This window comes from Sorangium sp. So ce394, assembly GCF_051474665.1.
In the GTDB taxonomy this organism is placed as follows: Bacteria; Myxococcota_A; Polyangia; order Polyangiales; family Polyangiaceae; genus Sorangium; species Sorangium cellulosum_D.
The window spans coordinates 1951865-1969290 of sequence record NZ_CP150339.1 but is presented as its reverse complement, the minus strand read 5'-3'; the positions used below and the strand labels follow the sequence as shown (position 1 = coordinate 1969290).

Below are 17426 nucleotides of genomic sequence, written 5' to 3'. Positions count from 1 at the left end.
TCCGCGCCCGCGCCCCAGGCATCACCAGGCGAGGTGCGCCCGCCCGTCGAGGTACACGCGCTCCGCCTCCGCGAGCCCCGTCGACTCGCCCTCCACGACGCGCAGGATCCCCGTCGCGGGCCCGAGCACGACGTCGCGCCCCGCCTCGAACCGCTGCGCCCGGACCAGGGCGCGGTAGGCCTTGTCGAGCAGCAGCGCTCGCTCGCGCGACGGCGCGACGAGGTACGCGAGATCGCGGTCGCCGCCGGGCGCGCCGCGCCGCACCTCCGCCTCGTCGAGCGCGCCGCCGGGGAAGAAGCGCGCGAGCATCTCCGCGTTCCCGCGGTAGTCGTCGGCGCCGCGGGCGCGGCGCAGGTAGGTCAGGACCTCCGGCTCCGCGTGGCCAGCCTGCGGCACGTCGGGCATGCCGCGCAGGTCCTGGTGCCGCCAGCCGGCCGCGCCGGGCACCTTGCGCGCCAGCGAGAAGGTGTGGTCCACCGTGACGCCCACCGCGCCGTGGCAGCCCATGCACGCGCGGTGCTCCTCCGCCGTCTGCAGCCGCAGCCGGCCCCGCTCGTCCTCGATGAACGCCTGGATCTGCCAGCCGAACGCGTTCCGAAGGCCGACCTCGGGCCCGCCGGCGTGGAACGGCGGCTGCCCCTCCGCCTTCTCCTCGGCCTCGCGCTCGTACGCGCGCGCGATCGCCCAGTCGTCCGGCGCCTCGACCTTGCGCGCATAGCGCAGCTCCTTCATCCGCGCCGACAGCAGCGCCGGGCGGTCCGGATCGAGGTACCGCACCGAATGCAAGAGCTCCGCCCCGCGCGGGTAGAGCCACGCGCGAACGGGGACGCCGGCCGCCCCGCCGGCGTACCGCGCGGGCAGGCGAGCGACGCGGGTCACCGCCGGCTCGAGCGCGCCGTCGCCGTCCAGATCGAAGCCTGCGAGGAGCTCGCTCACCGGCTCGACCTCCCGCCCGGCGGGCGCCTCCGCGGGCGGCGCCGCGCCCCCCACGGGAAGCGGCGACGGCGACGCGATCGCCGCCTCGAGCAGCGCGAGGTTCAGCTTGTAGACCTCGCGCGACGGCGCGCCGGAGGCGTCCTCGCGGAACGCGGCCGGCAGCCGGACGAACACGTCGCCGGCGCTGCCGTTCGTGGGCCAGAAGCTCCCCGGGAACGGCTTGTACCGCACCGCCCGGAAGCCGCTCCCGTCGCGCGCGAAGCCCTCGTCGTCGAAGCCGGCCTCGAGGTCGAGATCCGGCACGTAACCCGGGTAATCCGGGCGCGCGGCGAGCGCCTCGCGCAGCGGCGCGTAGTTGTCCTCCCGGATGTACTCGAGGATCTCCGCGTCGCTCGTCCGGGCGGCGGACGCCGAGAGGTCCTCGAGCAGGTTGGTCCAGGGGTTCTTCCGCGCCGCGTCCGAGAAGCTGTACGCGCGCTGGAGGTCGTGATCGGCGAGCGTGTTCGGGCCGCGCCCGATCGTGTGGCACGTCCAGCAGCCGTTCGCGCCGCCGGCCGTCGCCGCGTAACACATCGGCGGGATCGACGCCTCCGGGTTGCCCGCGTGCCCGGCGCGCGCCGCCGCGGCGGCGAGCGGATCGTAACCGCCCCCGCCGCAGCGCGCGGCCGCGACGAGGACGGCTGAGATCGCCGCGATGGCCAGGGGCACGGACAGCGGGCGTTCGCGGCGAGCACCCACGGAGATCACTCGGGCAGGAAGGTGACCGCGATCACGCTCGACAGGGCGCCGTCGCCCTTCGGCCAGGTGCTGTAGGCGTTCTCGCCGGGGTGCTGCACGGACATGAAGATCGTGCCCATGTCGGGCGTGAACGACGGCCCGGTCGCCTCCGCGTCGCTCGGCAGGGCCACCACGCGGAACGCCTTGCCGAAGCTCGGCTGGGTCACGCCCGGCTGGCCCTCGCGGTGGGTGGGGTCGAGATCGAGGTAGTAGAACGCGTCCGCGTGCGAGGCGACCCCGAAGTTGCCGTCGGTGCCGAACCACACGCCGCCCTCGCGGTCGAGGAGCAGGTTGTCCGGGCAGGAGGCGTCGAAGTCGCCCTGCGTCTTGGCGCCGTGCCACACCTCGAAGTACCGGAACGAGACCGACGCGCCCGGGTTCGCGGGGTCGGCCTCCTCCAGGGCGAAGATCGAGCCCACGGCGTCCGCGCGCTTCGGGGACGTCGTCGCGTGCGTGGCCGGATCGTAGAGCTTGCCGCCCTGATCGAGCGCCGTCTGCCCCGTGTGGTTGGTGAACGCCACGTAGACCCGCGGCGTGCCGCTCGGGTCGCGCGGGTTCCACTCGATGTCCTCGGGCCGGTTCAGCTCCAGGATCCCGACCTTGTTGCTCGCCGTGAACAGCGCGCGCCACACGTCGTGGTCCGTCGCGAAGCCGCCGAGGCCGTTCCAGCTCGCGTCGCGCAGCGCGGCGCCGACGGTCCTCGTCGCGTCGCCGAGCGCGGCCGCGTTCGGCGCGACGGCGGCGCTGTCCACCGAGAGCTCGATCCACTGCCCCTCGCCGGGGGCCGCCTCGGTCGGGGCCGCGCCGGTCGCGAGCAGCGTGTTGCCGGTCGTGTTGTCGAGCCCCGCGAGGTGCGCCGCGTAGAGCTTGCCCTCGTCGAGCAGCCCGCGGATCTCCGCCCGCGTCATCCCGGCCGTGTAGCTGCCGGCCGTCACGTACTTGTAGATGCGGCCGCCGCGGCGATCGTCGGTCCCGTAGACCACGATCGGCCGGCCCGGCAGGAGCTTCCAGTCGCCGTCGACGGCGAACGTCGCGGCCTCCCAGCGGGCGCGGCCCATGAAGCCGAACTTCTTATGGCCCGTGCCCGCCGCCGTCTTGCCGTCGTACTCGTCCGCGGGCTTCCCGGGGTCGATCTCGGTGAGGTACCCGTAGTGATCGCGGGGCTGCCTGCCGTTCGGGTCCGATATGCGCCCGAACTCCGCGCTGGTGCTCGCCTCGAAGGTCGGGCTCACCGGCGCGCCCGGGTCGAAGCCCCGGCCGGTGAGGAGCTTCTGATCGCCCGACCAGTTCGCCTCGAGATCGCCGTAGTAGTCCTGCACGTTCTCCTCGGCGGTGATCACCGTGCCCCAGGGCGTCTGCCCGCCGGCGCAATCGCCCATGATGCCGGCCACGATCCCCTCGGGGAGCGGCGCGCCCGTCAGGTCGTCCTTGCCCGGGCCCGAGAGCTCGTGCCCCGCGATCCGGCTCAGCGTCTTGCTCGTCGCGTCGTAGCGAACGGCGCGCGCGCTCCGGTCCACCGACCACGCGCCCGTCGCCGGGTCCTGCACGATCCGGAGCCAGGAGCCGCCGACCTCCTTCTTTTCCCAGCGGATGTACGTGTCGACGTCCTCCTGCGCCCAGACGTTCGCCTCGACGTCGTTGGCGAGGACGCCGAGCTTCTTCAGGTGCCGCGCCAGCGTGAGGTGCTGCCCGGTCGGCGCGGAGCTGGCCGTCGGGCTCTTTCCGGAGACGTACTCGTGGTTGACCCAGAGCCAGCCCGCGGTGCCGGAGCCGTTCCATTGCGGCGCGTTGCCCGCGGCGGCGGACCACCCCTCGCCGAAGAAGGCGGTGTAATCGTTGTTGGCGCCGAACCGGGGCGCGTCCGGCGCGGTGCTGAAGGTCAGCGGATCGAGCCAGGTCACCACGATGTCCGAGCGCACCCCGGCGAGCGTCCGGATGGTGTCGGTCGCGGCCGCGTGGAGCGGGAACTGCTCGCCCGCGGGCAAGGCGCCCGCGGCGAACATCTCCACGCGCTCCTTCACGTAGCCCGCGATGCTCGCGGCGCTGGTCCACGGGACCGCGTCCTCGCCGTCCTCGCCCTTGGGCCCGGGCGGCCCGTCCTGGCCCGGCGCCCCGTCCTCGCCGTCCTCCCCGTCCTGGCCCGGCGCCCCGTCCTGGCCCGGCGCTCCGTCCTGACCCGGCGCGCCGTCTTCGCCTTCCTGCCCGTCCTCGCCGTCCTGGCCCGGCGCGCCGTCTTCGCCGTCCTGCCCGTCCTTGCCATCCAGCCCCGGCGCGCCGTCCTTGCCGGGCGGGCCCTGCTTCCCATCCTCACCGCAACCGCCTGCGCTCGCGGCAAGGCCGCTCGCGAGCACCAGAAGCAACGCTGTCCTCAGGGTCCGCCTCGTCATCATCGCATCTTCTCCGCCGGGGATTTGGCCGGAGACGATGCCTGCCCACCGTGGCGCCCCGATGCGACGATGGCGACGAGTTCTTGTCAGCGCTCGCGCGGATCGCGGGGCGCAGCGGCGCGCGCTCCGCCGCGCGGCGCTAACAGCGCGAGATCACGGCGGGCATGGGGGGCGAGCTCACCCTCGGAGGCGCCGCGCTACTCGTCGGCGCGGCGCTACTCGTCGGCGCGGCGCTACTCGTCGTCGTCGTCGGGCACGACGACGTCTTGATCGAAGCGCGCGCGCGCCTCGAGCAGCTCCTTGTCGGAGATCCAGGTGCGCTCGCAGCCCTGGAGCGGCGCGACCTGGTAGACGTCCTTGCGCTGCTCGCCGTGCCCGTCGTCAAGGACCCGGACTACCTCGTGGTGGAGGCCGCAGGAGGGGCAGAGCGCTCGCATGAGGGGTCACTATAGTGCGGCCGCGCTGGGTGCAAGACCCTCCCCCGGCGCGCCCGTGGACGGGCGGCGGGGGAGGTCAGCGCGGGAGAGAGGGGGCGCGGGGGCCCGGGAGGAGGGACGCCCGGCTCAGGCCGTGGCGTTGGCGCGGACGGCGGCGGTCTTCTCGGCGTCCGACTTGATGCGCATCCCGTAGAAGGAGCGGTACACGAACACCGTCGAGAGCACGAAGAAGATGGCCGCGAGCACGAGGCTCGTCGTGCGGTCGATCTCGATCGCCAGCTCGACCGCGAGGAGGCCGAACAGGGTCGTGAACTTGATGATGGGGTTCATCGCGACCGACGAGGTGTCCTTGAAGGGGTCGCCCACGGTGTCGCCGACGACCGTCGCCGCGTGGAGCGGCGTGCCCTTCTCCTTGAGCTCCACCTCGACGAGCTTCTTCGCGTTGTCCCAGGCGCCGCCGGCGTTCGCCATGAAGATCGCCTGGTAGAGCCCGAAGAGCGCGATGCTGATGAGGTAGCCGATGAAGAAGAACGGCTCGAGGCAGGCGAAGGCGAGCGTCGAGAAGAAGACGCCGAGGAAGATGTTGAACATCCCCCGCTGCGCGTACTGCGTGCAGATCTCGACGACCTTCTTGCTGTCGGTGATCGAGGCCTTCTCCACGCCCTCGAGGCGGATGTTCGCCTTGATGAACTCGACCGCGCGGTAGGCGCCCGTCGAGACCGCCTGGGTCGACGCGCCGGTGAACCAGTAGATGACCGCGCCGCCGGTCACGAGCCCGAGCAGGAACGGCGGGTGGAGCAGCGAGAGCTTGTCCACGTTCGTCGTCAGCTTGTTCGTGAGCACGACGATGATCGAGAAGATCAGCGTCGTCGCGCCGACGACCGCCGTCCCGATGAGCACCGGCTTCGCCGTCGCCTTGAACGTGTTGCCCGCGCCGTCGTTCTCCTCGAGGTAGTGCTTGGCCTTGTCGAAGTTCGGGGTGAAGCCGAAGTCCTTCTTCAGCTCGGCCTCGACGTTCGGGACGTTCTCGATGAGCGAGAGCTCATAGACCGACTGCGCGTTGTCGGTCACCGGGCCGTAGGAGTCGACCGCGATGGTCACCGGGCCCATGCCGAGGAAGCCGAACGCCACGAGGCCGAAGGCGAAGACGCTCTCGGCGATCATGAGCCGATCGAGGCCCTGGGCCGAGAAGAAGTACGAGATGCCCATCAGCACGACAAGGACGATGCCCATCCAGTACGCGCTGAAGTTGCCGGCGGTCAGGCCCGACAGCACGTTCAGCGAGGCGCCGCCCTCGCGCGACGCGGTCACGACCTCGCGGACGTGGCGCGACTCGGTCGAGGTGAAGATCTTGATCATCTCCGGGATGATGGCGCCCGCCAGGGTGCCGCAGGTGATGATCGACGAGAGCTTCCACCAGAGCGTCGTGTCGCCGCCGAGGTTCGGGATCATGAACGCCGAGACGGCGTAGGTGAGCGCGACCGACACGATCGAGGTCAGCCAGACGAGGCGCGTCAGCGGGGCCTCGAAGTTCATCTTGTCGGCCTCGGCGTAGGACGCCTTCGCGATCGCCTCGTTGAGGAGGTACGAGCCGATGCTCGCGAGGACCATCACGATGCGCATCACGAAGATCCAGACGAGCAGCTGGACCTGGACGGCCGTGTCGGGGACGGCGAGGAGGATGAACGAGATGAGCGCGACGCCGGTCACGCCGTAGGTCTCGAAGCCGTCCGCGCTCGGGCCGACCGAGTCGCCGGCGTTGTCGCCGGTGCAGTCGGCGATGACGCCCGGGTTGCGCGCGTCGTCTTCCTTGATGTTGAAGACGATCTTCATGAGATCGGAGCCGATGTCGGCGATCTTCGTGAAGATGCCGCCCGCGATGCGGAGCGCGGAGGCGCCGAGCGACTCGCCGATGGCGAAGCCGATGAAGCACGGGCCGGCGTAGTCGCCGGGGATGAAGAGCAGGATCACCAGCATGAGCATGAGCTCGGTGCTGATGAGGACCGCGCCGATGCTCATGCCCGCCTTGAGCGGGATGGCGTACGTCGGGAACGGCTTGCCCTTGAGGCTCGCGAACGCGGCGCGCGAGTTGGCGAACGTGTTGATGCGCATGCCGAACCACGCGACGCCGCAGCTGCCGGCGATGCCGACCAGGCTGCTCAGCAGGATGACCACGACCTTCGTGGCATCCATGTGCCGCAGCACCCCGAAGTAGAGGACCATGACCGCGCCGATCAGGACCTCGAGGACCAGGATGAACTTGAACTGCGTGACGAGGTACGTCTTGCAGGTCTCGTAGATGAGCTCCGAGATCTCCCGCATCGCGCGGTGCACGGGGAGCTTGTTCAGCTGCGAGAAGATGACGATCCCGAACACGAACCCGAGCGCGCAGACGCCGATGCCGCCGAAGAGGAGCGTGCGGCCGTCGATGCCGCCGAACGACTGGGTGCCTAGGTCGGGGAGGACCAGGTCGGATTCACTTGCGCTGGCGAGCCCGCCGCTGAGCAGCAGGGCGAGCGCAGCGAGCCCGGCCAGCAGCGGTGCGAGCCAGGCCTTTTGAGACCGGATGACGTTCATGGACGGTGTGCCTCCATCGCAAAATCCGAGGCAGAGGACGGCGCTATCGCCGCCCGCAGCTTCGTGGTTCCGAGGGGTTGGCCGCCTGCGTAAAGGGGAAGGACCGGCGCGCTGCCGGAGGGATCTTGCTCTAACGCCGACGCTTCAGCACAGCCTCGTCCCTCAGCGGCCGGTGGTGGCGGGGCGCCCAGAGAGTTTCCTCGCAAGCCCCCCGCCTCGACCGGGAACGCCGAGGCGCGCGCTAGCTACCATGTGTGGCAGACGCCGTCGAGAGGGTGCGATGCGCGCGCACGACGAGAGCGCTTGTCAGCGCCGCGATGTCAGGAGATCACGTAGGGAGATTGCGTAGGAGGATGGCGCGGAGCGCGGGGAGATCGCGGTGGAGGATGGAGCGGAGCGCGCATTGGCGCGCTCCTTCACCGATTGTCGCGTTCAGCCCTGTTCAGTTGCGCTCGGTCGCGTTGTTCAGCCTCCGGTCCGAGCCGGAGAGCCGCTGATCCGAGCCGGAGTCCGCGTTGGGGCTGGCGTGGGAGGTGAGGAGCTCGGCCACGAGGTCCCGGCATTCCGGCTTGTTGCGGAGGTGGCTGAGGAGCAGGTTCGAGGCCTCGCTGAACGACTTCTCGTAGGCGAGCCCCTCGCGCGTGCGCGCCGCGACGCGCTCGCGCCCCTGCGCGAGGTCCTCCTCAAGCGCCTCGGCGTAGCGGGCGAGCTGGGCGCGGAGCTCGTCGATCTGGCGGCGCAGGTCGCGCGCGTTCGCCTCGCGCGCGTTCTTCTTGTGCTCGTAGCGCCCGAGCTGCTCGCGCTTCGCCTGCGCGGTCGCGCCGGCGGCGCCCGCGCGCTCGTAGACGAGCGGATCGTGGTTGCCCTGGCGGGCCGCCGCGTCCGCGAGCTGGCGGGCGGACAGCGCGAGCTTCTCGGCGGCGGCGAGCTCGACGCGGACCTTCTCGACGTCCTCGCCGTCGGCCATCGCCTCGCGCATCACGCGCGACTCCTCGTGCGCGAGCTCCTCGACCTTGCGGCCGATCTCGGCGCGCAGCGCGCGGCCGCGGCGCTCGAGCGCCTCGAGCTTGCGGGTGAGGCTCGCGACCTCGCCCTCGAGCTTGTTGGCGCGCGCGGCGAGGTCCCAGGCCTGCGCGAGGCCGTTCTGGACCTCCTGCGGCACCTGCCCGGACGGGTAGGCGCGGGAGACCATGCGCGAGAAGAGGGCCGCGCGGCTCGCCCACTCGATGACGCCGGCGCTCTGCGGCGGCGGCGGCGGCGGGGGCACCGGGACGCCGTCGCCGCCCTCGACCTCCCACGCGTGGGCCGGGAGCCCGCGCTGGAGCGCCTTCAGCTCCTCCTGGAGGTGGTGGGCGTCGCGGTAGCGCTTGCGGATGTCCTTCTCGAGCAGGCGCAGCACGATCGCCTCGCCCTGCGCGTGCGCGTCGGGGCGGATCGAGCGGGGGCGCGGCGGCGCGTGGGTCCGCTGCATCTCCAGCAGGGTGTCGCGGTCGTTCGCGCGGAAGGGGAGCTGCCCGGTGAGCATCTCGAAGAAGAGCACGCCGAGCGCGTAGAGGTCCGACTGCGCCGTCGCCTCCTCGCCGCGGGCCTGCTCGGGCGACATGTACTCGGGCGTCCCGAACACCGCGCCCTTCGGGGCGAGGCGCGGGTCGCGCGCGATGGCGGCGAGGCCGAAGTCGAGGATCTTGACGAAGTCCTTCCGGCCGCCGCGGTGGGTGAGCAGGATGTTGTCGCTCTTGAGATCGCGGTGCACGACGCCGAGGTCGTGGGCGCGCGCGAGCGCGGCGCACATCTGCTCGAGGATGTCCACCGACCGCGCGATCGGCATCGGGCCGCGCGCGAGCTCCGCCGAGAGCGGCGTGCCGACGAGGTACTCCATGACGAGGTAGAGCTCGCCCTCCTCGGTCTCGCCGATGTCGTGGATATCGATGATGTGGGCGTGATCAACGCGGTTTGCGGCGCGCGCCTCGCGCAGCATCCACGCGCGGAGATGGGTCTCTCCGCGGAGATCGGGCCGGATGAGCTTCAGGGCGACGACCCGGTCGATCAGCACGTGACGGGCGCGGTAAACGACGCCCATGCCGCCTTCGCCAAGCCGTGCCTCGAGCCGGTACCGGCCGGCCACGACCTTACCGATCAACGGATCGGTGCTCGAAGCCTTGGGACCTGCCGGTCGCTGAATCGCGCGCTCCATGGTGCCTTCGTTTCTCCTCAGCGCTCCCCGGAGAGCCGTTCGCGTCTCTCAGGGGCCTTATTGCGCTGTGCGGTGAGTCGGATCGCTCGCTGAACGTATCCGGTTTGAAACAGCCGGTCTACGGGGCCGCGGTCGGGTGCGGAGGAATCTGGAGCGCGCTCCGCGTGGAGGTGGGGTGGGAGACCGGCGCCGATTGCGCGCTGGTTCAAGCCTCCGCTGTCCGCGGAGCGGGGCGCGCCTCCGCCGTCCGCGGGGCCGGGCCGCCGTCGGAAGACGGCCGTGCAGGCGGGGGCGCATCGCCTTGCGGGCGGGCGCTCCCCGGGCGAGGATCGAGGGGCAGGCGACAGACGAAGCGCGCCCCGGCGGGCGCGCCGCAGCGCAGATCTCCAGCGCGGCCGTCCGCGGGGGCGAGGGCGAGCGTGCCGCCGTGCCGCCGGACGATGTCCGTCGAGATGGAGAGCCCGAGGCCCGTCCCCTGCCCTCGCGGCTTCGTGGTGAAGAACGGATCGAAGATGCGCTGCGCGAGGTCGGGCGGCACGCCTGGGCCGCTGTCGGAGATGGCGACGGCCGCCATGTCCTCGTCGATCCAGGTCTCGACGCAGATGACCGGCGCGCCGGGCGGGCCCTTCGCCGCGCCGCCGGCGCCCTCCGCCTCCTCCGCGCCGGCCGGCGCGGCCGGCGCGGCGCTCGCCTCCTCCAGCGCCTGGATGGCGTTGACGAGGAGGTTCATGAAGACCTGGTTGATCTCTCCGCTCCGGCAGGTGACGGGCGGCAGCTCGCCGTAGCGCCGGACCACCTCGATGCGCGCCTGGCGGAGCCGCGGGCCGAGCAGGAGCAGCGTCTCCTCGAGCCCGGCGTGCAGGTCGACGGGCAGCGCCTCGCCGGAGACGCGCGAGAAGCTCTTCAGGTTGGTGACGATGCGGACGCTGCGCTCGACCGCGCGGTGGACGAGGGTGGAGATGCCGACGAGGTCGTCGAGCGCCGCCTCGGTCTGGAGCTGCTCGCGGAGCGCCTCGATGGCGCGGCGGCGGTCGTCCGGGAGCTCGCGCTCGGCGGCGCGGTAGGCGTCGAGGACGGCGCGGAGCTCCGCGGCGAGCTCCTCGATCGGCTGGGCGGCGCCGGCGATGGCGTTCAGGGGGTTATAGATCTCGTGCGCGACGCCGGCGACGAGCTCGCCGATGGAGGCGAGCCGCTCGCCCTGGATGAGCGCGGCCTGCGTCCGCTTCAGCTCGGAGAGGGCGCGCGTGAGCTCCGCGGTGCGCGCGGCGACGTTCTCCTCGAGGCCGGCGCGCTCGCCCTCGAGCTCGGCGATCGTTCGGGACAGCGCCTGCCGCATGCGCTCGACGCTCTCGCCGAGGCCCACGACCTCCTTCGGCCCGGACAGCCGCGGCACGGCGGCGCCGAGCTCGCCGCGCGCGACCTCGTCGGCGGCGCGGGCGAGCTGCGCCATCGGCCGCGAGAGCTCGCGCGCCGCCCGCGCGACGACGCCGAGGGCGGCGAGCACGAGGAGGGAGAACGAGGCGAAGAGCGCGGTGATCGCGTTGAAATCCTCGTTGAACGACGAGCGGGTCGCGAGCGCGCGGTAGAGGCCGATGGAGGAGAAGAGCGAGAGGAGCCCGGTGAACAGGAGCGGCAGCCCGAAGTCGCGGAGCATGCGCCGCCGGAGGGGCGTCGGGGGCGCGCCGCCGCGCTCGGGGGCGCCGGTCCACGCACGCAGGAGGTCGACGGCCCGCGCGACGGAGTCCCTGTGCCACGCGCGCTGGTAGAACGAGACGCCGAAGGCGAAGAGCGCGCCGAAGCCGAGCTGCATGAGCGCGTCGGCGGCGCTGAAGGGGGCGCCGGGGCGGAAGGTGGCGCCGGGGCGCACGTAGGCGATGCCGATCGCGGTGCACCCGAGCCAGAGCGCGAAGTTCAGGGAGGCGAGGACGTCGGGGAGCCGCTCGGCGCGGGCGAGGCCGCGGGCGAGCAGGGCGCGGTCGCCGGACGGGCCGGCGCGGAGGGCGGCGACGATCGCGCCCGTGGCGGGGCGCACGGCGAGGGTGAAGCCGAGGGTGCCGGAGAGCGCGAGGAGGGGGACGACCTCGAACCACGCCTGGAACACGACCTGGCTCTGGGTGCGGAGGAACGCGACGCAGAAGAGCAGCATGACGTGGCCGCCGACGATGCCGGCGGCCGTCGCGGACTCGGCGAGGCGCGGCCGGAGCGCCGCGGCGAGGGCGCGCGCGGAGGCGGCCTCGGAGGCGCCGCCGTCGGCCGCGTCGGCGCGGAGCAGGCTGCGGTAGATGGCGAGGCGCATGCCGCCGGCCATGACGCCGAAGGCGACGGCCGTGACCAGGAGGCCGAGCCACGACGGCGGCGTCGCGTGGCCGATCCCGAGCGGCCCGGGCCAGGAGGCGGGCGCCGCGGGGGCGCCGCGGAGGGCGAGCGGCGAGACGGCGAGCGGCCACGAGAGGGTGCGGATCGCCGCGGCGATGGCGAAGCCGCGGTCGCCGCGGCGGGCGAGCAGGCCCGAGAGCGCAGCGGAGAGGGCCATCGAGGCGAGCAGGAGGATCGCCGGCCACGGCGTGGTGAGGGCCGCGGGGACGACGGCGGAGAGGAACAGGAGGGCCGAGAACAGCTCCCAGCCGGTCGCGACGAGCTCGGCGCGGACGCGCGGCGCGCGGAGCTTGGGGGGCGGCGGGGTGCTCACGGGGCCGGCGGCATGGAAGCCCAGGGCGCGCGGCTTCGCAACGGCGGCCGGCGGCGCGGGCGCGGCGCAGGCGGAGGATCGTGGGTGCTGGCGCTTGACTCTCCAGCCGCTGGAGACCTCAGGGTGGGGTCGTGGCGAAGGAGCGGCTCACCATCGGCGCGCTGTCGCGCCGGACGGGGATTCCGGTAAAAACGCTCCGCTTCTACTCCGACGAGGGGCTCCTGCCGCCGTCGGCGCGGTCGCGGAGCGGTTACCGGCTCTATGCCGAGCGCGACGTCGTCCGGCTCGATCTGATCCGCACCCTGCGCGAGGCGGGGCTGGGGCTGCAGGCGATCCGGGCGGTGCTCTCCCGCGACATGTCGCTGGGCGACGCGCTCCGGCTGCGCCTCACCGCGGTGGAGGCGCAGATGGCGGCCTTGCGCCGCGTGGCCGCCGCGCTCCGCGCCGCGCTGCGCTCGGAGCCCACCGAGCAGGAAATCGGGAGGTTATGCGCCGTGACTCGGTTATCGCATGAGCAGAGGAGAGCCACCGTCGAGCGCTTCTTCGCGCGCGTGTCGGACGGGATTGCCATCGACGAGCAGTGGGTGCGCGGGATGATCGAGGCGAGCACGCCGGAGCTGCCGGACGAACCCACGCCCGCGCAGCTCGACGCGTGGATAGAGCTCTCCGGGATCCTGTCGGATCCGACGTTCGTCGAGGGCATGCGCGCGGCGGCCGCGAGCACGTGGGACGGGGGCTTCGATCTCGCGGCCTACAAGCGGGCGAACGACGAGGCGGCCCGGGCCGCGCGCGACGCCAGCGCTCGCGGCGTCGCGCCGTCGTCCGCCGCGGCGGCGCCGATCGTCGAGGCCTTCGTCTCGGGGCTCGCCGCGGCGGCCGGCAAGCCGGCGGACGGGGCGTTCCGCGCCTCGCTGCTCGACCGGTACCGCAGGCACGACCCGCGCGCGTCGCGGTACTGGGAGCTCGTCGCGATCATGAACGGACAGCCCGCCCAGGCGGGGCGGGCGCCGGAGTGGGACTGGCTGACGGAGGCGATGAAGCACCACCTCGCGGCGCCGGCGTGACGTGTCACCGGCCGGAGAGGCGCACGCCGGGGAGGACCTTGCGGCGCTCGACGACCTCCTCGAGGGCGTCGGCGTCGATGAGGAGGTGGGCCCGCAGGCTGTCCTCGATCGCCGAGAACGCCTTGCCCTGGTAGCGGACCTCGCCGCCCGGTCCGGCCGCGAGCCAGTAGTTGCCGCCGAGGGTCGTAGCATCGCCCGCCGCGCTCGGGATCGCGAGGAGCGGCGCGGCGTTGCCGGGGAACGGATCGGGCGGGGTCGCGAAGCCGGGGAACGGCGTCGGGGGCGCGGCGGGCTCGGGCTCGGGGGCGGCGGAGAACGTGAGCGACGCGCCGGGCTCGAAGCTCACCGAGAGCACGCCGCCGCGCGCGCCGACGACGACGCCGGGGGTGCGCTCCTCGACGACGACCTCCTCGATGACCTTGCCGGAGACGAGCAGGAGCGTGTGGCTGCTCGTGATCCGCGAGCTCTCGGCCGTGAGCTCGCGGCGCAGCGCGATCTCGTGCGAGACGTAGAACTGGAGGCCCTTCACGTCGCTGTCGGAGAGGCCGTGCTGGACGCGGAGCTCGTGCGTGAACGGGACGAGGCGGGGGGCGCAGCCGGCGAGGAACGTGAGGAAGACAGCGGTGAGCGCGAGGAGCGGGGCGAGCGGCGCGGCGGTCGCCGGGCGCCGCCGCGCGGTGTGGATCGGGCGGACACGGAACAGCATGGAAGCCCTCGTGGAAGCGCCGCGGCACGAGAGCCGCGGGCGCACCTCCTCGCAACGGGGCGACCGGGCGGACCTTACAGCGTGAGCTCATCGGCGGCGCGCGGTCTGCCGCTCGGGCAAGGACAGCGCGGCCAGCTCAGCGATCCGGAAGGGGCATGCCCGAGATGGTTGCCAGCGCGCGGACGAGCTTGTCGAAGCTGTCGGAGCGACTGCGGACGAGGGCGATGTTGATCTTCCGTGTCTCGCTCAGCTGATGCGTGGTCGGCAGGTAGTCCGGGACGAGCCTCCTCAGCACCTCCTTGGCGCCGCGCTTGCTCTCCACCATGGGAGCTCCAGCCCGCCGCAGCTCTTCCTGCGCGTGATTGAGGAGCAGCCACGTCTCGTACTCGCGAACCGCCATCACGGCGTCGCCTGGCATGAGCACCTGGATGGCGCGCGCGGCGTCGGGGCCCCACGTCGCGGGGCAATCGTCATCCGCATCGCACAGGGCGAGCACGGCCTGAGCGCCCCGGGACCGCGCGAGCTGCACGGCGCGGCCCAGGCCATCGGCATGACAGCGGCGCAGCGGGCTCCTGTCCCTCTCGTTTACCAGCTGGCTGCGAGGATGCCGGATCGGATGCTGGTCGACGATCCACGCCATATCCAGGAGGTACTGGCGCAGGATCCGCATGCAGAGGTTCGGGATCGCGCCGACCTCGCCCCTGCCCTCGACGATGCAGACGAGGCGCTTCATGAGGCTCAGAGCTGGACGCTCTCGGGCTCTTCCCCCTCGATTCGCAGCGGCTCGGAGCGCATCAGCTCGGCGACGGAGAACAGCCCCTGTCGTACGACCTCGCGCTGCGCCGAGGAGAGCGGACCGATCTGCGTCACGCCGTCACGATACGAGCACACGAGGATCTCCTCCTCGCGCGCGGCGTCGAGCAGATCGGCGCTGTGTGTCGTGATCAGCAGGGAGCCCCTGGTCGACGCGTCCTTGAGCACGTCGAAGAGCAGCTGGGCCGCTCCGACGTGGATCGCGACCTCAGGCTCCTCGATGATCAGGAGCTCGTCTCCGGTCATCTGCTGAGCTGCGACGAGGATGCCGAGCGCACGCAGGGCGCCCTCCGACATCTCGCTCGCCGAGAACCGCGCCACGTGTCCTCCAGGCTGGCGCTGCTCGAACTTGAGGAGCAGGAACCGGTCGAACGCCTCCACGGCGATGCTCAAGAGCCCCGGGACGATCCGCTGCATGGCAGCGAGGACGCGCGCCTGTCCTTCGGCGTCGAGGCTCCGGAGCGCCACGGCGATGTTGCTCCCCGACTCGTCCAGGCGGGTGAACTCGGTCGCGATCTGCGGCTGACGCATCACCTCGGCGTTCAGCCGGATCCGCGTAACGCTCCGGAGCGCCGTGACCCTGGCCATGTCGAAGAGCTGGCGCGTGAGCATCATGGCGCTCGCTGTTTCGCTGAGCTTGGGGACGCTGACGCCTGAGGTCGTGCGCCGCCCTGGCTCGAGCTCCACATCCAGCCCCTCGGGCGTCCGCTCGACCCAGCTCACCGGGGCGCCTCGGACAAAGAGCTCGATGGTCTCGCTGCGGAACGCCCAGGCTCCGTTGCCCTTCGCGCGGATCGTGAACTGGTGGCGCAGGTAATCGGTCTCCAGGCCCACGCGCGACATCGCGGCGCGGATGTCGACCACAACGTCGGCCGGCTCGCCCTCCTCCGGCTGCCAGCGCCTGATGCTGGCGATGCCGCCGCGCCGTTCGACCGCGGTCGCGGCGTCGATCGCGGCCTCGCTCGCAAACACGAGCGCATCGGCGAAGTTGGACTTGCCGCTGCCGTTCGGGCCGACGAGCACCGTGAAAGGCGCCAGATCGACGCTGGCCTCCGCGATGCTCCGGTAGTTCCTGAGCTCGATGCGCCTCCACATCTGCGCGGGCGCTTCGCCGATTGTCGGAGCGCCGGCGTCGACATACCGGCGCACCGCGAGGCTGAACCCGCTCGTCGCGATCTCGTCGACGTCGACGAGCCGCGCATACCCAGGAACGTCGCTGGCCGATCGGAAAGCTTCCGCGATCCTGGCCACGTCCTTGGGCCCGAGCCGGTTGTTCACGCGCCCCTCCTGGAACCCTCGCGAGGCATCGACGAAGAGCACCTTTCGCTCCCTCGACGCCGGTTTGTCGCGGCTCAAGACGAGGATCGCCGTGGGGACACGCGTGGACGGGAGCAGGTTGGCAGGCAGCCCGATCACCGCGTCGAACAGGCCATCCTCCAGCATTCTCCTTCGGATCTCCCCCTCGGATCCTCCCCGAAACAGCATGCCTTCGGGCGCCAGCATCACCATCCGCCCGGTAGGATGGAGGCTGGCGAGCATGTGCTGCAGGAACGCGAAGTCACCGCGGTTCGCGGGAGGTACTCCGTATCGAAAACGATGATGGGGATCGTGCTCCGCCATGTCATGCCCCCACCACATCAGCCCGAACGGCGGAACGCAGAGGACACGGTCATGACGCACGAGATGGCCACCCTCGGTGCTACGCGGATCGCGGAGCGTGTCGCCCTTCTCGATCTGCGCGTTCGGCAGACCGTTCAGGAGCATGTTGATCCTGGCGAGCGTCCAGGCATCGACGCTCTTCTCCTGACCATGGATCGAGAGGCTCCGCCTGTCTCCACCCCGGCGCTCGACGTATGTCGCGCACGCGACCAGCAAGGTGCCGGAGTTGCACGCCGGATCGTGGATACGCATCCCCTCGGAGGGATCGAGCAGCTCCGCCATCAGCTCGGCGATCGCGATCGTGGGGAGGCGCTCACCGGCGCCCGCGCGGTCCCGGAGGGCCACCTCTTCAAGGAACATCATGAACGCGCGCCCTAGCGTGTCGGGCGTGGCCAGATCCCCGTCACGAAGCGGCAGTCCCGAGAAGATCCGGACGAGCTCGTGGAGGAGAGGAGCACGGTCGGCATGGCCCCCGAAGTGTCGCTCGTCCGTGAAATCGACCGAGGAAAGCACGCCATCGAGAGCGGGGTTGAGCTCCTCGATCGCCGCGCAGGCGACGTTCAACGCCACATCGACCATCGTCGGGGCAGCCTCGATCCTCGCCCATCGCGCCCGAGCAGGTACCGAGATATCGTACGTGGAGGGCTCCGCATCGTTCAGACGCTTCAGGAGGAGCAGGACGGCGATGACCGTCCGATGCTGCCCGCTTTGGCCATGCGTGTGCCGAAGGAGCCTGGCAGCCTCGAGGAGGCAGCTCACGAGCCGTTCTTTCGTCAGCCGACCCTCGCGCGCCTCGCTCCCCGGGCCGAGCCTGGCCGCCGCGCCCCCCTGCGTCCCCGCGGCGCCGCGCGCCGCGATCTCCGGCGAGGGCTCCTCGATCAGACGCTCGACGAGGACGGCCTTGTCACGCCCACGCGCGTCGAGGCCGAGCGCACGGCACAGATTTCTCAGCTCATCGATGCGCAAAGCGCGCAGCACCTCATCAAGCTGCAGCCCCGGCGTCGAGAGGATCGCGTCGAGGATCGCCGCCTTCTTCCGCCGGTCAGGCAGGTCGACCCCGAAGCGATCGGCCAGGGCGGAGAGATCTGCCCGGGAGAGCAGCTGCAAGACGTCGTGGGGCGTCGGCATGGCTGCGCGAACGATACACGCGCGCACCGCGGGTCGCGAGCCTGCCTCCTTCCCGTCGC

The 17426-nt window shown here is 71.9% G+C and carries 10 protein-coding genes; 1 reads left to right on the top strand and 9 read right to left on the bottom strand.

What is annotated here, in order from left to right; genetic code table 11:
* Positions 1-21: 21 nt before the first annotated feature.
* The 6 genes from WMF33_RS07190 to WMF33_RS07165 form a co-directional block, all read right to left on the bottom strand.
* On the bottom strand, positions 22-1674 hold the full coding sequence (locus tag WMF33_RS07190) for a hypothetical protein (RefSeq protein ID WP_437336431.1): 1653 nt from the start codon (positions 1672-1674) through the stop codon (positions 22-24).
* A gap of 5 nt (positions 1675-1679) precedes the next feature.
* Positions 1680-4100, bottom strand: coding sequence for an alkaline phosphatase PhoX (locus WMF33_RS07185; protein WP_437336430.1), 2421 nt, complete (start codon positions 4098-4100; stop codon positions 1680-1682).
* A gap of 233 nt (positions 4101-4333) precedes the next feature.
* Entirely contained in the window at positions 4334-4537 is a 204-nt protein-coding gene (locus tag WMF33_RS07180; protein ID WP_061626777.1) for a hypothetical protein, read from the bottom strand.
* 126 nt (positions 4538-4663) lie between these two features.
* Entirely contained in the window at positions 4664-7114 is a 2451-nt protein-coding gene (locus WMF33_RS07175) for a sodium-translocating pyrophosphatase (RefSeq protein ID WP_437336429.1), read from the bottom strand.
* Between the two features lie 442 nt (positions 7115-7556).
* Positions 7557-9308, bottom strand: a complete 1752-nt coding sequence (locus WMF33_RS07170) for a serine/threonine-protein kinase (protein ID WP_129573523.1) — start codon at positions 9306-9308, stop codon at positions 7557-7559.
* A gap of 205 nt (positions 9309-9513) precedes the next feature.
* Complete coding sequence (locus WMF33_RS07165; RefSeq protein WP_437336428.1) at positions 9514-11997, bottom strand: ATP-binding protein; 2484 nt, start codon at positions 11995-11997, stop codon at positions 9514-9516.
* A gap of 131 nt (positions 11998-12128) precedes the next feature.
* Between WMF33_RS07165 and WMF33_RS07160 the strand changes: the two genes are divergently transcribed.
* Positions 12129-13061 (top strand): MerR family transcriptional regulator, encoded by a 933-nt coding sequence (locus WMF33_RS07160; protein ID WP_437336427.1) that lies wholly within the window; start codon positions 12129-12131, stop codon positions 13059-13061.
* 4 nt (positions 13062-13065) lie between these two features.
* On the opposite strand, the gene WMF33_RS07155 is transcribed toward WMF33_RS07160, so the two are convergent.
* The 3 genes from WMF33_RS07155 to WMF33_RS07145 all read right to left on the bottom strand — a co-directional run bounded on the left by WMF33_RS07155 (position 13066) and on the right by WMF33_RS07145 (position 17367).
* Positions 13066-13767 carry a DNA-directed RNA polymerase gene (locus WMF33_RS07155; RefSeq protein WP_437336426.1) on the bottom strand — a complete coding sequence of 234 codons (702 nt, stop codon included), beginning with the start codon at positions 13765-13767 and terminating at the stop codon, positions 13066-13068.
* A gap of 136 nt (positions 13768-13903) precedes the next feature.
* Complete coding sequence (locus WMF33_RS07150; protein ID WP_437336425.1) at positions 13904-14500, bottom strand: hypothetical protein; 597 nt, start codon at positions 14498-14500, stop codon at positions 13904-13906.
* A 5-nt stretch (positions 14501-14505) separates the two neighbouring features.
* Positions 14506-17367 (bottom strand): N-6 DNA methylase, encoded by a 2862-nt coding sequence (locus WMF33_RS07145; protein WP_437336424.1) that lies wholly within the window; start codon positions 17365-17367, stop codon positions 14506-14508.
* Positions 17368-17426 lie beyond the last annotated feature (59 nt).

What these genes read in the sequence shown, in the direction of transcription:
- WMF33_RS07185 (WP_437336430.1), bottom strand. Translation starts at nt 4,100, where the DNA reads ATGACGAGGCGGACCCTGAGGACAGCGTTGCTTCTGGTGCTCGCGAGC.
- WMF33_RS07180 (WP_061626777.1), bottom strand. Translation starts at nt 4,537, where the DNA reads ATGCGAGCGCTCTGCCCCTCCTGCGGCCTCCACCACGAGGTAGTCCGG.
- WMF33_RS07175 (WP_437336429.1), bottom strand. Translation starts at nt 7,114, where the DNA reads ATGAACGTCATCCGGTCTCAAAAGGCCTGGCTCGCACCGCTGCTGGCC.
- WMF33_RS07170 (WP_129573523.1), bottom strand. Translation starts at nt 9,308, where the DNA reads ATGGAGCGCGCGATTCAGCGACCGGCAGGTCCCAAGGCTTCGAGCACC.
- WMF33_RS07155 (WP_437336426.1), bottom strand. Translation starts at nt 13,767, where the DNA reads ATGCTGTTCCGTGTCCGCCCGATCCACACCGCGCGGCGGCGCCCGGCG.
- WMF33_RS07150 (WP_437336425.1), bottom strand. Translation starts at nt 14,500, where the DNA reads ATGAAGCGCCTCGTCTGCATCGTCGAGGGCAGGGGCGAGGTCGGCGCG.
- WMF33_RS07145 (WP_437336424.1), bottom strand. Translation starts at nt 17,367, where the DNA reads ATGCCGACGCCCCACGACGTCTTGCAGCTGCTCTCCCGGGCAGATCTC.